At 56.2% G+C, this 14,252-nt stretch carries 13 protein-coding genes; 2 read left to right on the plus strand and 11 right to left on the minus strand.

All coding sequences use genetic code 11. The features are described from left to right. Positions 1-12 precede the first annotated feature (12 nt). Positions 13-1,104, plus strand: coding sequence for a GDP-mannose 4,6-dehydratase (gmd, locus tag IJT02_01095; GenBank protein MBQ7543519.1), 1,092 nt, complete (start codon positions 13-15; stop codon positions 1,102-1,104). A 20-nt stretch (positions 1,105-1,124) separates the two neighbouring features. On the opposite strand, the gene IJT02_01100 is transcribed toward gmd, so the two are convergent. The 6 genes from IJT02_01100 to IJT02_01125 all read right to left on the minus strand — a co-directional run bounded on the left by IJT02_01100 (position 1,125) and on the right by IJT02_01125 (position 9,332). Beyond that, a complete protein-coding gene (locus tag IJT02_01100; GenBank protein ID MBQ7543520.1) occupies positions 1,125-3,947 on the minus strand; it encodes a PD-(D/E)XK nuclease family protein in 2,823 nt (940 codons plus the stop codon). A 9-nt stretch (positions 3,948-3,956) separates the two neighbouring features. Continuing rightward, on the minus strand, positions 3,957-4,370 hold the full coding sequence (locus IJT02_01105; protein MBQ7543521.1) for a hypothetical protein: 414 nt from the start codon (positions 4,368-4,370) through the stop codon (positions 3,957-3,959). Next, positions 4,358-4,639 (minus strand): hypothetical protein, encoded by a 282-nt coding sequence (locus IJT02_01110; protein ID MBQ7543522.1) that lies wholly within the window; start codon positions 4,637-4,639, stop codon positions 4,358-4,360. The genes IJT02_01105 and IJT02_01110 overlap by 13 nt, the downstream gene beginning before the upstream one ends. Before the next feature lie 68 nt (positions 4,640-4,707). After that, positions 4,708-5,907: an NADP-dependent isocitrate dehydrogenase gene (locus IJT02_01115; GenBank protein MBQ7543523.1), complete on the minus strand. Its 1,200-nt coding sequence runs from the start codon at positions 5,905-5,907 to the stop codon at positions 4,708-4,710. An 82-nt stretch (positions 5,908-5,989) separates the two neighbouring features. After that, complete coding sequence (locus tag IJT02_01120) at positions 5,990-8,263, minus strand: hydratase (GenBank protein MBQ7543524.1); 2,274 nt, start codon at positions 8,261-8,263, stop codon at positions 5,990-5,992. 148 nt (positions 8,264-8,411) lie between these two features. Beyond that, positions 8,412-9,332 (minus strand): D-alanine--D-alanine ligase, encoded by a 921-nt coding sequence (locus tag IJT02_01125; GenBank protein MBQ7543525.1) that lies wholly within the window; start codon positions 9,330-9,332, stop codon positions 8,412-8,414. 51 nt (positions 9,333-9,383) lie between these two features. Between IJT02_01125 and IJT02_01130 the strand changes: the two genes are divergently transcribed. After that, complete coding sequence (locus IJT02_01130; protein MBQ7543526.1) at positions 9,384-9,806, plus strand: hypothetical protein; 423 nt, start codon at positions 9,384-9,386, stop codon at positions 9,804-9,806. A 42-nt stretch (positions 9,807-9,848) separates the two neighbouring features. Here the strand turns inward: IJT02_01130 and secF are convergent, their stop codons facing one another. From secF to eno, 5 genes are all read right to left on the minus strand, one after another. After that, on the minus strand, positions 9,849-10,712 hold the full coding sequence (gene secF / locus IJT02_01135) for a protein translocase subunit SecF (protein MBQ7543527.1): 864 nt from the start codon (positions 10,710-10,712) through the stop codon (positions 9,849-9,851). After that, positions 10,709-12,094, minus strand: coding sequence for a protein translocase subunit SecD (gene secD, locus IJT02_01140; GenBank protein ID MBQ7543528.1), 1,386 nt, complete (start codon positions 12,092-12,094; stop codon positions 10,709-10,711). The genes secF and secD overlap by 4 nt, the downstream gene beginning before the upstream one ends. Then, entirely contained in the window at positions 12,094-12,360 is a 267-nt protein-coding gene (gene yajC / locus IJT02_01145) for a preprotein translocase subunit YajC (protein MBQ7543529.1), read from the minus strand. The genes secD and yajC overlap by 1 nt, the downstream gene beginning before the upstream one ends. A 132-nt stretch (positions 12,361-12,492) precedes the next feature. Continuing rightward, positions 12,493-12,918: a RidA family protein gene (locus IJT02_01150; GenBank protein ID MBQ7543530.1), complete on the minus strand. Its 426-nt coding sequence runs from the start codon at positions 12,916-12,918 to the stop codon at positions 12,493-12,495. Between the two features lie 6 nt (positions 12,919-12,924). Beyond that, positions 12,925-14,220, minus strand: coding sequence for a phosphopyruvate hydratase (gene eno, locus IJT02_01155; GenBank protein MBQ7543531.1), 1,296 nt, complete (start codon positions 14,218-14,220; stop codon positions 12,925-12,927). Positions 14,221-14,252 lie beyond the last annotated feature (32 nt).

Raw genomic sequence — 14,252 nt, forward strand, 5'->3', positions numbered from 1 at the left:
GGAGGCACACTCATGAAGAAAGCACTAATCACGGGAGTAACCGGCCAAGACGGAGCATTCCTGACAGCGTTTCTGCTGAGAAAGGGTTACGAGGTTCACGGCCTCAAACGCAGAAGCTCTCTCTTCAACACAGCAAGAATCGACGAGTTCTACAAGGATCTTCACGACGAGGGGCACATGTTCTACCTGCATTACGGGGACATGACGGATTCCAGCAACCTCGTGCGTATGATGCAGACGATACAGCCCGACGAAGTCTACAACCTCGCGGCACAGAGCCACGTCCGGGTGTCGTTCGAGGAGCCGGAATACACGGCAGACTCTGACGGTCTGGGAACTCTGCGCCTGCTCGAGGCAATAAAGATTCTGGGTCTGGAGAAGCACACGAAGTTCTACCAGGCATCGACGAGCGAACTCTACGGCAAGGTTCAGGAGACACCCCAGAAGGAGACGACTCCCTTTTACCCGAGAAGCCCTTACGGTGTCGCTAAGCTCTATGCATACTGGATAACGGTGAACTACCGCGAGGCCTACGGGATGTTCGCGTGCAACGGAATACTGTTCAATCACGAGTCGGAGCTGAGGGGAGAAACGTTCGTTACCCGCAAGATAACCCGCGCCGCCGCACGTATCGCGCTGGGACTTCAGGAGCGCACGTATCTCGGCAACCTCAACGCAAAACGCGACTGGGGGCACGCAGAAGATTACGTCAAAGCAATGTGGATGATTCTTCAGCAGGACCAACCTGATGACTTCGTGATAGCTACTGGAGAGACGCACTCAGTGAGGGAGTTCGCGACGCTGGCATTCCGCGAGGCGGGGATAGAGCTCGAGTGGCAGGGCGAAGGTGTCGACGAGAAGGGGATAGACACGCGCACGGGCAAGGCGGTTGTGGTTGTTGACCCGCAGTATTTCCGCCCGACGGAAGTAGACCTGCTGCTCGGCGATCCGTCGAAGGCCGAAAGAGTCTTAGGCTGGAAGAGGAAAGTAACTTTCCCCGAGCTCGTCAGGCGAATGGTGAAGTACGACCTCGAACTGTTCAAGAAGGACATACTCATCCGCGACGCGGGCTACACGGTTACGAGCGCGCTCGAGGAGGCGTGAGCTGTTACAGCGGGCAGGAGCTAATCACTGTCCGCCATAACTTCACCCTTGAACTCACCTTTTCGGCACAAGCTCTTGACCTTGCACCACTGGCACAGATCACAGCTGTACTCAGGCGAGAACTCTCCGCGTTCCAGAACCCTCACCGCACATTTCATTGCGTATTCACCCTCAAGAGTGCGGGCTGTTATGTCGCCGTCGAACGTCTTTGACGCGTACTCGCTAAAGGCGGCCTGCGCAGACTTCTCGATTGTCCCGGAGACTTTGCCGTCCTCGAGGCCGAGAATGTACACCCCCGCCAAGCTGCAACTCTTGAACATCGCCGCGTACACCGAAAGCTGAAGCCCCCGTGCGAACTCCTTGCGTCCGTCTTTATTCCACCAGTACGAAGCTATCGCGGTTTTGTCGTCGTATTTCTCGCCCTTGCCGGTCTTGTAGTCAGCGATGAAGGCTGAAGTAGTGCCGTCGGGTGCCCTGAGAATCTCTACCCTGTCGCACTGTCCAAAGAACGCAACGCCATCAGAATCCTCCTTCAGGTGCGCTTCCTTCTCAATCAGAATCTCAGTGTGCGTCCAGCCCGCTTTGTGAAGGCCGTCAAGTATGCCCATTTGAAGCCTCTTCAGCCTGTCAGCACGCCAATACACGGAAGACAGCCTCCTCTTCAGCCGCAAATCGTGAATGAGCCTGCGGAAATCCTCGTAATCTTCCGCGACGCTCTCCAGCCTCTGCCATTCCTTGTCGGCTATATCTTTGAAGACACTGCCCGGAGCGTTCATGTCTTCGCGGTAAGCCTTCCAGACGCACTCCCAGTACTTGTGCAGGAGATCTCCCCACTTTGCGGAACTTGCTAGCTCTGAGGACGGCTCGTAGATTCCTGCCTGCCTCCTCTGCCACCACAGGAACGGGCAGAGCAGAAGTTCGCGGATGTCGCTCGCTCCGACATGCTTTGCCTCCTTCGTGATTACGGGCGGTGTGCGCTGGATTGTGCCTCCTGCGTCAACCTCTGGGAAAGTGAAGCCGTCCCCGCCGAGCAGAATCGAGATTCCTTCCGCAGGTAAACTCTCCACCTTCCAGCCCGTCATCTCGTCCCTGAACCTCTGCATGAACGGGGACTCTGAGACCGGCCGTCCTTCGTCGTCAAGCAGAGGCCGTGAGATTATCGTCAGGTTTTCGCCCGTGTGCACAAGCCTCCTGAACACTGCCTCCTTCTGCTGTGCCTTGTCGTTCAGCGTGGGAAGGTAAACGTTCATGCCGGTGAGCTTGATGCGCTCCTCCGTGCCCAGAAGAGGCGATGCCTGCATGTTGCCGGAGTATTCGCGCATCGTTACGCCCGTCATTATCCAGACCGGGAACGAGGCCAAGACCGGCGGCTGTCCGGTGAAGATTCTCACGCTGTTTGCCGTCTGGATAGGAGCGCGGGTGTTGGTGTTCCTGCACCACGTCTCAAGGAAGCTGTACGCCTCCTCGCCGCTGAGCCTGAGGTCAAGCACCGGCCCGAGATCCGGCGAAAGTTCGTCGAGCGTCAAGGCTTTGTGCCTGACGGTCTCTATCGCACTCGCTGTCTGCCGGACTGCCTCGTCGAGCTCGGGTAAGTCCGCTGTCCTGTCCTTGCGTTCAAGCCACGTGTTCAGGAAGTCGCGGAACATTGCCATGATTTTGCTGGGAGTGTGCTTCTTGCTGAAGACCTCGCAGAATTTCCGTATATTCTGCATCGCCTTCAGTGCGTCAGCGAACACCTCGCCTGTACCTCCCGCTAAATACTCCTCCCAGTTGTTGAGGCCGGTACGTCCGTCCCTGAACGCTTCTAGTGCGGGGAAGCCAGAGCCCGCAAAGCACGGCTGAGTGAGCAGCATCGCGGTGTCGTACGTCGGGAAGCTCCTCGTGTGCAGGCCGTAGACTGAGGCCAAGACCTTGCCCGGCAGCGTCTGGCTTATGGGAATGCCGCTCATGAAGTCATACGGTATCCCGTACCTCGCGAAAGCCTGCGCAAACGAGTCCTCCCTGCCGTCCTTTAGCATCATGCCTATCGCGTCAAAGCCCGGAAATTCTCCCATCTCCGGCTTCTCGCCCGCAGACCACAAGGCCAGCGTACGCGCAATCATCTCGGCTTCAAGCCCGGGCTCAGTGATGTTGAGCTCGAGCACTCGTCCTGACGACGGAGCAGCTTTTACCCTCTGCCCGAACTGCGAGGCCGCGTCGCCGAAACCTTCCAGCCCGGCTTCAGGCTTGATGATGATTACTTCCCTGCACCTGTCCTCAAGAGCACGCACAAGCTCAAGCTGGCTGTGGTTGAAGGACAGGAAGCCCGTGAACACCATCACGTAATCTTTTCCCCACGACTGATTAGCCCGCAAGGCCTCAACTGTCGCGGTGCACACCTGCGCGCTGTCGATTAGACGGTGAGCGTCAAGGTACTCGATATAGTGCGAATAAACTTCCGGCAGGAGAAATTCTTCGGGTTTGTCGCTGTCGGGGTTGTGAGTGAGCTTTTCGGGGGATACCGCCTCGTTGAGGAGCTCCCTGACATCCCGCGAAAGCACAAGAAGGAAGCCCGGCCTGCGTATTCCGGGCAGTGCGTCGAGCTTGGCTTTGTACTTGGGGATTACGCCTTCGAGGATTGAGCCGAGAATCAGAAGGTGATCCGGCGGAGAGAACATTCCGCGCCGGGATTCCTTGCTGACGGCTTCGTAGAGGTCATTCCACGTCCACGCGTCGGGCTCGCTGATGAAGAATTTGTCTTTTCGTGAAGGGATGATTATGTGCGTGTAGCTGTCCCTCTCGAGGCCGGAGAGTATCCCCGACAGGTCTTCAGCGTTGGAATATGCGAAAATTTTTGCGCTCATCGCTGGCCTCTATTCCGCCGGTGCGAAAGTTACGTCCGTGTCGCCCGTCGAAGCGAACATCTCCGCTCCTGCGTCAATGTGCCCGAGATGCTGCCGCCTGAAACGTTCGCCGTTCTGCTTGTAGAGAATCACCAGACACCTTCTCGGCGGCCAGTAGATGATGTCCCCTACGCTGTAGTTCGTCGCGGTCTGCTTTGTCTCGGGGAGCTTGCCGGGCATGAAGAAGCACATCTCGCGCTCGTATAGGTCTTTCATCTTCACGGTAAACGGCATCATCTCATAGAGAGACCTCGAGGCCACGTTGTCCTCAAGAGTAGCGTAGAGATTTCTGCCATTCGCCGCAATGATGATCCTCATCTCGCCTGCCCAAGCACTCCCGGCCAAGACCAGCAGCAGAACAACAACGGCTGTTAGCCTCCGCATGAGCCGGAGCACCCTGCACAGCCCATCCCGCAAGAACCTGACTTCCACGCGTTGATGACGGGCACGAAGATGTCCATTATCGCGGGGATTTCCTCATAGCCTTCGTCCTCGTCGGTGAGGCCGAGAACCTGCATTACTTCGCTGGGAGTCTCGTAGCCGTCAAGAATGCTCTGTACGATGTCCCGAAGGTAAACTCCCCTATCCTTGCACACAGGAGTGTCCGCCGGAGCACGGCTCCAGTCGATGCGTGATGTTACGCGTTCTTCCATGATTACACCTCCAAAAAATTAACCCGCAAGACCCTCGATGAGTCCTGCGGGCTGAATTATACCAGTTTCTACAGCTTCGCCGCGATTGCCTGGATAAACTGCTTGCTGTCCACAACCTGAGGAACTACGCCCTCGCACAGGCCGGACAAGTCCTTAGTCATTACGCCGCCCTCAATGGTGCTGATGGTGGCCTTCTCGAGCCTGTCCGCGAAGTCTACAAGCTCTGCGTTGCCGTCAAGCTCGCCGCGCTTCCTGAGTGCTCCGCTCCACGCGAAGATCGTTGCGACAGGGTTCGTTGAAGTCATCTTGCCCTCGTCGCGGTAACGGTAATAGTGCTTCGTTACTGTTCCGTGTGCCGCCTCGTACTCGAAGTTCCCGTCGGGCGAGACAAGTACGGAGGTCATCATTGCCAGCGAGCCGAAAGCCGTGCTGACCATGTCGCTCATAACGTCGCCGTCGTAGTTCTTGCACGCCCAGATGAAGCCGCCCTCTGAACGCATGACCCTTGCTACTGCGTCGTCAATCAGCGTGTAGAAGTAGGTGATTCCTGCCGCCTTGAACCTCTCGGCATACTCTGCGTCAAAGATTGCTTGGAAACGCAGCTTGAAGGTCTGGTCGTACTGCTTGGAGATTGTGTCCTTCGTCGCAAACCAGATGTCCTGCTTCGTCGAGAGCGCGTACTCAAAGCACGAACGTGCGAATGACTCTATCGAGGTGTCCTTGTTGTACATTGCCTGAAGAACGCCGGGGCACTCGTACTCGTAGACTGTCTCGCGGAAAGTCGTCCCGTTCTTGCCCGTGAAGAGAAGCTCAGCCTTGCCGGGTTCGGGTACGCGGAACTCTGTTCCCCTGTACACGTCGCCGTATGCATGACGCGCAATCGTGATGGGCTTCTTCCAGTTCTTGACGACCGGCTTGATTACGCTCGTGAGGATCGGTGCGCGGAAGACTGTCCCGTCAAGCACTGCACGGATCGTGCCGTTGGGGGACTTCCACATCTCGTGGAGGTTATACTCCTCGACTCTCTGCTTGTTGGGGGTGATGGTTGCGCACTTTACGCCGACGTGATGCTTCTTGATGGCCTCTGCGGCTTCCCAAGTGATTTTGTCGCGCGTCTCGTCTCTCTTCGGCAGGCCGAGATCGTAGTACTCCATGTTAAGCTCAACGAACGGCAGAAGGAGGTCGTCCTTGATGATCTGCCACAGTACGCGGGTCATTTCGTCGCCGTCCATCTCAACGATGGGGTTGGCCATTTTTATCTTGCCCATGATGAATCGTGTCTCCCTTCAGAATTTATGTGTTGGTGAAACGCCCCCCGAACGGATCAGGGGGCAGGTGCTGCCGCTAAAGTTACTTCTTGCCGTTGCGGTTGAAGTTGATCAGGCAGCCGGCCTTGACGATGGTTCTCTCATTCTCGGTCATAGGCTGGATGTACAGCTCTGCCTCGAACACCTTGCCGCCCTTGATGACGTACGCCTTGATGCTCTCGAGCGCGTTGTTGTCGAGTGCCGTCCTGATGCCGGGAACGTACACGTAATCTCCGACCTCGAAGTCAGGCTGTCCCTTGAGGTGGAACGGTATCATTCCCCAGTTCATGCAGTTCGAGCGGTAACGCTTCGTGGCGTACTCCTGCGTGATGTTGGCGAGTGCTCCAAGAACGCGCTGGCAGCTTGCCGCCTGCTCACGTGCCGAGCCGTCGCCGGGCTTGTTGGCGTAAATCGTCGAGCCGAACTCGATCGTCATCGGGTCAACGCCTTCCTGTCCGGGTATCGTCTTTATGGCCGCGTAGACTTCCGCAAGTTCGCCATGAGCCGGGCTGATACCCTTCAGCCTCTCGTACTCAATCTTCTGGACTTCCTTTGCCCTGCCGACGTACTCGGGGTCTCTGCGCGAGAGCGTGAACTCTGCAAGTCCGAGCGGGTTCGAACGGTAGGAGCTGGTTTCGCCGGACGGAATAAGCTCGTCGGTCGTCGTAACTTCGTCGAGAATCTTGGACACTACGCGCAGAAGGATATTCTCCGCGAGAGGCTCCTGCTCCGGCCAGTCCTTGATGTTCGGGCCGAAACGCATCGGCGACTCAGGGTTAGCCTTGCCGAAGCCCCAGTACACTCTGGACTTGTAGGCCTTGTCGTCGTAGTGGTAGGCAGGAATGTCGCCCCAGCAGTCGAGGTCTTCAGCTGATGTGAGCTTTCCGCCGTTTGCCGCTGTTGCCGCGATTGAGCGTGCGTCCATGAGTGCCACTGCTGACATCTGGCCGTTGCCGGGCTTTGAGCCTTCGCGGTTCGGGAAGTTGCGGGTTGTGTGGCGGATGGAGAATGCGTTGTTGGCTGGTGTGTCGCCTGCGCCGAAGCACGGTCCGCAGAACGCCGTCCTGATGATTGCGCCGGCATCCATGAGGTCAGCGAGGAAGCCCTTGCGGTCAAGGTCAACGAACACGGGCTGGCTGGACGGGTAAACGCTCAGGTAGAACTCGTCGAAGCCGCAGGACTTGCCCTTCAGTGCGTGTGCCGCCTCAACAACGTTGGTGTAGTTTCCGCCTGCGCACCCGCCGATGACTCCCTGCTGAACCTGAAGCCTTCCGTCGGGCGTAATCTTGTCCATCATCGTGAACGTTGCGCGTCCGCCTGCTACCTTCGCCGCTCTCTTCTCTGTGTCCGCGAGAATGTCCTTCATGTTCTCGTAGAACTCAGCGATCGTGTAAGCGTTTGACGGGTGGAAAGGAAGCGCGATCATCGGGCGTATCTTGGAGAGGTCGATCTCCACGCATCCGTCATAGTACGCGACATCCGCAGGGTTGAGCTCCTTGTAGTCTCCGGCTCTGCCGTGCTCTGCAAGGAACGCCTTTGTGTCGTCGTCCGTCCTCCACACTGATGATAAGCAGGTGGTCTCGGTGGTCATTACGTCAACGCCGTTGCGGTAGTCCGTCGTCATTGAGGACACGCCAGGGCCTACGAACTCCATGACCTTATTCTTGACGTAGCCGCTCTCGAAGACTGCCTTGACGATTGCGAGGGCGATGTCATGCGGGCCGACGAACGGTGCGGGCTTGCCGGTCATGTAGATTGCTACAACGCCGGGATACGCGACATCGTATGTGTCCTCGAGGAGCTGCTTCACGAGCTCGCCGCCGCCTTCACCGATTGCCATCGTGCCGAGCGCGCCGTAGCGGGTGTGGCTGTCCGAACCCAGAATCATCTTGCCGCAGCCTGCAAACATCTCGCGCATGAACTGGTGAATTACTGCGATGTGCGGAGGAACGTAAATTCCGCCGTACTTCTTGGCCGCACTCAGACCGAAATAGTGGTCGTCGTCGTTGATTGTTCCGCCGACTGCGCAAAGCGAGTTATGACAGTTGGTCATTGCGTAGGGAAGCGGGAACTTCTTCATTCCTGACGCTCTGGCAGTCTGGATGATGCCGACAAACGTGATGTCGTGGCTGGCCATTGCGTCGAACTTGATGCGCAGGTGATCCATGTCGTCAGACGTATTGTGCGACTTCATGATGCCGTAAGCGATCGTGCCCTTCTTTGCGTCGGCCTTGACGTACTTGCCGCCAGCCTGGCTCTCGGGGACTATCGTTGTGCCGTTGACGAGATAGACACCTTCATCGTAGAGTTTGATCATTAAGGTTATACCCCCTCAGAAATATATATGATGTACAGAAAAAATATTGTCGTGAAAAAATGTGAGTGTGTACTAAAATTTTGTTTCCTGAATTATAACACGTTGGGATAAATTCAAATGTACGTGTAATTCAGTAGATAATCATCTCTTAGTCCTTGCCGCACGATGCCATGTTCATTATCGCCTTCACGAAATCCGGCATACTCACTCCGACTGCTCCTGCTGCTTTCGGGACGAGGCTTGTTGCGGTCATTCCCGGAGCTGTGTTGACCTCAAGGATGTAGGCTTCACCTTCCGGCGTGAGGCGGAAATCCGCCCTGCTGTAGCCCGAGCATCCCAGCACCTCGTGAGCCTTCACCGCGAGTTCGCTGACGTGTGCCGCTTCTTCTGTGGTGATTGGTGCGGGGACAAGGTATTCTGTCGCGCCTTTGGTGTACTTGTTCTTGTAGTCGTAGAAGCCCGTGTGCGGGTCAATCTCGATTACGGGGAGGGCTTCTGTTCTGCCGTCGTGCTCCCAGACTGCGCAGGTGAGTTCCCGTCCCTCTATGTAACGCTCTATGAACACGTCGCCTTCGTAGCTCGCGCGTGCTGTCTCTGCCGCCTGACGAAGGAGCTCGTCAGTTGCGCCGTGAATTATCGTTATCCCGACGGTACTGCCTCCGCTAGAGGGCTTGACGACGACATCACTGCCGAGTTTCGTGATGACTTCCTCAAGGCTCACCGGCCAAGTCAGGCTCTCGGGGACAGGGATTCCGTTCTGCGCAAAGAGTGCCTGAGCACGTTCCTTGTTCATCGCGAGCGCGCTTGCTCTTGGCCCTGAACCCGTGTAGGGTATCCCCATCTCCTCAAGCCGTGCCTGAAGGTCTCCGTCTTCGCCCCAGTCTCCGTGCATCGCGATGAATGCTCCGTCGAAGCCCCTGATGTCCTCCGCCTCGTCAAGACTCCTGATGTCGAAAAGCTCAGCGGTGAAGCCCGCCTCATTCAGCGCGTCGCAGACTGCCTTGCCGCTCCGAAGGGAAACCTCGCGTTCTCTGCTGTCTCCTCCGCATAACACTGCAACATGTTTCAATAAAATCACCTCGACAATATTATAATTAATGCCGAAAGGAGGCGGTATCTCATGAAGAACAAGCCGCTGTTGATTCTCTATGTTATTGTCGTTGTGATGGCAGGTGCGCTGGTTTTCGGCGAAATGGATCGCGCAGACATTTTCGGCTCTGAGAGGCAGACGAAGTATACGATGTATGTCGGCCTCAACGACAAGGACTCGAACATGGAAGTATTCGGTTACGAGGAAGCAAAGGAAGCCATGTTCTTAATCGCGAAAAAGTACACGGGAGGGGCAACCTTCCAGCACGCGCAGGGTTTCTGGTACGACAAAGAGAGCGATACCACTTACACCGAGAACACATTAGTGTGTGTCTTTCTGGACATTGAGCCGGAAGCCGTGAAGAGCATCATGGACGAGGCATTGAAGGTCTTTAACCAGAGCAACATACTTCTCGAGACGGAAGAAGTCAGAGAAGTCTTCTGCAGCAACTAGCGGAAAAAAATAATCCCCCCTGCGTAAGGGGGGTAATAATCGTTATCTCTTGTCGTACCACTCGCAGAGAAGCCCCGTAGCCACAAACATAGAGCTCCACGTTCCCGCGATGATACCCACAAGCATTGCGTAGCTGAACGCCTGAAGCACAGGCCCTCCCCACACGCACAGCGCAATAACAGGGAACAACGTAGTCAGCGTGGTGTTGATGGTTCTGCCCAGCGTCTGGTTCAGGGACTTGTTGACGAGGTTGACGATGCCCTCACGCGACAACGTGCCCCAGTTCTCGCGCACACGGTCGAGAATGATTATCGTGTTGTTCAGCGAGTAACCCACAATCGTGAGGATTGCCGCAATGAACGACGAACCTATCTCCATCTGCGTGAGGCTGAAGAAACCCAGCGCGATGATGACATCATGCACCAGCGGTATGACGCTCACAACCGCAAACCTGAACTGGAAGCGCAGTGTTATGTATATCAGTATCGCCACGAGAGCGATTGACACGCCGATTATTGCTTGGCGGCGAAGCTCCCCTCCGACTACCGGCCCGACTTTCTCGAAGCCCGTAACCTTCATGTCAGGGTAGTTTGTACTGAGAGCCTTCACGACGTTTTCGCGGCTCTCCTCTGTGTCCTCGTTGGTACGGATTATGATTCCCTTCTCGCCGAAATTCTGAATCATCGCTTCACGCGCTACTACTCCCGAAATTACCTGCCTGACGTTCGTGATGTCCGGCCTGTTCTCGAACTCTGCCTGTATGACGTTTCCGCCGGTGAAGTCTATTCCGAGATTGAGCCCCTTCGTGAGCAGAAGGATAATGCTTGCAATGACGAACACAAGGCTGATTGTCAGGGCAAGTTTGCGGCGGCTCATGAAGTCGAAATGCAGATTAAGTGCGCTCATCTTCTGGCATCTCCTCTCTTCACGAAAAGCTGAAGTATCGCTCTGGTTACAACTATGTTAGCGAAAACGCTCGCAACAAGTCCGACCGACAAAGTTACTCCGAACCCTCTCACCGAGCCCGAGCCGAAGTAGAACAGCACCAGTGCTGCAATCAGCGTCGTGATGTTGGAGTCCAGAATCGTAACGAGTGCTTTGCGGAAGCCCGAGTCCAGTGCGGCCATCGGTGTCTTGCCGGTGTTGCGCTCCTCACGAATGCGCTCGTAGATGAGAACGTTTCCGTCAACTGCCATTCCGAGCGTGAGGATGATACCTGCGATGCCCGGAAGCGTCAGGGTTGCGTTGAAGGCAATCAGCCCCGCGAAGATCAAAAGTACCGTAACAGCAAGTGCGATGTCCGCCGCAAGTCCTCTGAACTGGTAATAGATGAGCATGAACACGAGCACCATTGCCGCGCCGAAAAGTCCTGCCTCGAGTCCCTGCTTGATGCTGTCAGCACCCAAGCTCGGCCCTACTGACCTGTTCTCGGCAATTTCTACCGCAACAGGAAGTGCACCGGCCTTCAGCATTATTGCGAGACGTGCGGCTTCCTCGTTGGTGAAACGCCCGGTAATCTGCGCCCTGCCTCCCGAGATTCTGTCCTGAACTACGGGAGCTGAAATCACTACGTTATCGAGCACAATCGCCAGCTGTTTGCCGACCATTCTTGCCGTAGCTTCCTCGAAGAGCCTTGCGCCCTCAGAGTTGAACTCGAGGGATACGCCCATTCTGCCGAGATTGTCGGGGGCAACTTCTGCATTAACGAGGTCTTTTCCCGAGAGAACCACAGGCCCTAACAGGTAGAACCTTCCGGCTTCCTCTGCGGGTGCAACGATTGAGCCGGGATTGGCCGCAACCTTCGCGACGAGGTCTGCGCTGGCGTTGCTTATCTGCTCGACTGCCTGCTTCCACCGTTCCTGAGCGTTCACAAACTGTATGTCGCTGTCGTAATTGCTCCTTACAGGTGCGGGAGGTGTTGCCATTCCCGTCTGGTCTATTACTTCGCGGAAATCCATCTGCGCAGTGCGTCCGATGAGTTCGAGTGCCGCCGCAGGGTCCTGAATGCCGGGAAGGTCAACTATGATTCTGTCCGAGCCCGACTTCTGGATGATGGGTTCAGCAACTCCGTACTGGTCGATTCTGTTGCGCAGTACCGCAAGAAGCCTGTCTATGCTGTCATCGCGGAGGGGGGCTTCCGGCGTTGCCTTTGCCTGAAGGACTATGTGAGCTCCGCCCTTGAGGTCAAGACCGAGATTCAGGCTGTCCTTCTCGAAGTACGCGAAGCATCCTGCTGCCGCGATTACGATAATTACCAGCCAGAAGCGAAATCTGTCCGTACGGTTCATTAAGATGCTGCCTCCGTCTTTGCAGCAGCACGCTTGCCCTGAACTGCTGACTTCAGGATAGTTACGCGCACGCCTTCAGCAATCTCAATCTGGAACGAGTCATCACGCACTTCACGGACTGTCCCGAAGAAGCCGCCTATCGTGATGATCTGGTCTCCGCGCGCGATGCTGTCTATCATGTTCTTCTGCTGTTTGTCGCGCTTCCTCTGCGGCCTTATGATGAAGAAGTAGAAGATAAGCACGAATATAGCAAGGGGAAAGAGCATCCCCATAAGTCCGCCCTGCTGGGCTGCTCCTTCTCCTGCACCTGCACCGCCCGAGCCTGAGGGTGCACTCCCTCCGCAAGGCGATACCGCTGTTGTTGTTTCTGCCATGTCTAAAACATTACCTCCAAAAAGTTACTGCTTCTTTCTCCAGGCTACAGCCTCAATCTCGAGGCCGACACCCTTCGGAAGATCCTTCACCGCCACGAATGACCTTGCAGGTGCATCATGGCTGAAATACTCTGCGTACACACCATTAATCTCCGCAAAGTTGGCTATGTCCGCCGCAAATACAGTTGTCTTGACGACATCAGAGAGCGTGTACCCTGCCGCAAGAACGATTGCCTTAAGGTTCTCGAGGGACTGCCGGGCCTGGTCTGCGATTGCTGAAGGGACATTGCCGGTTGCCGGGTCAACAGGAATCTGACCCGATACATAGAGAAACTCTCCGGCCTTGATTGCCTGAGAGTAAGGGCCGATGGCGGCAGGAGCTTCCTTTGTGGAAACTACCTGCCTGACCTCTGCCTGCTCGAGGATGATTTCGGGGTCTGCAAATGCCATGATGACCTACTTCTTCCACATCGGGGAATATCTCTTGAGGCCGGCATAACGCGCTGTGTCTCCGAGCTCTTCCTCAATCCTGATGAGCTGGTTGTACTTCGCGATTCTGTCGGTACGCGCGATGCTTCCCGTCTTAATCTGTCCTGCACGTGTTGCGACGGAGAGGTCTGCGATGAAGGAGTCTGCAGTCTCGCCGCTCCTGTGGGACACTACGGCCGCATAGCCCGCGTCGTTGGCCATCTGGATGACCTGCAGGGTCTCGCTGACTGTGCCGATCTGGTTCAGCTTAACGAGGACTGCATTTGCCACGCCCTGAGTGATTCCGCGCTCGAGAATCTTGGGGTTGGTAACGAACAGGTCATCGCCGACAAGCTGAATCTTTCCGCCGAGTGCCGCAGTGAGTGCCGCCCAGCCTTCCCAGTCGTCCTCAGCGCATCCGTCCTCGATGGAGATCAGCGGGTAATTTGCCGCGAGGTCCTCGTACATCTTCACGAGCTCGGCTGAGGTGTACTCTGCACCGCCGCTCTTGGTGAACACGTACTTGTTCTTCTCGGTGTCGAAGAACTCTGACGACGCAACGTCAAGCGCGAAGCTGACATCTTTGCCGGGCGTGTACCCTGCCTTGTTGATGGCTTCCATGAGAAGGTCAAGAGCCTCGCGGTTGTCCTTAAGGTTGGGGGCAAATCCGCCTTCGTCGCCTACGCCCGTCGAGTATCCGCGCCCCTTTACGCAGGACTTCAGCGCGTGGTAGGTCTCTGCGCCCATTCTGAGGGCTTCCTTGAAGCTGGGTGCGTTGTGCGGGACAATCATGAACTCCTGGAAGTCGACTGTGGAGTCTGCGTGAGCTCCGCCGTTGATGACGTTCATCATGGGTGTGGGAAGGAGATACCCGCCGATTCCGCCGAGCCACTGATAGAGTTCTACGCCGTGAGACTGTGCGGCTGCCCTTGCTGCTGCCATTGACACGCCAAGAATTGCGTTTGCGCCGAGATTGGACTTGCCGTCCGTGCCGTCGAGAGCGATCATTGCGCGGTCAAGCGAACCCTGATCGTCTGCGTCCATTCCGAGAATCTCGGGGGCTATCTTCTCGTTGACGTTGTCGACTGCGTGCTGGGTGCCTTTTCCGCCGTAACGTGCTTCCTTGTCGCGAAGCTCTAACGCCTCGTGAACGCCCGTTGATGCTCCTGAGGGGACAGCGGCGCGGCCAAGTGAGCCGTCCTCGAGGTAAACGTCAACTTCAACGGTGGGATTTCCGCGTGAGTCAAGGATTTCGCGGCCATGAATTCCGATAATAGATGCCATGAAAAATTTTCCTCCTGTCAAGAATTTGGGTA

The sequence above is a fragment of the Synergistaceae bacterium genome, from assembly GCA_017450125.1.
Lineage (GTDB): Bacteria > Synergistota > Synergistia > Synergistales > Aminobacteriaceae > JAFUXM01.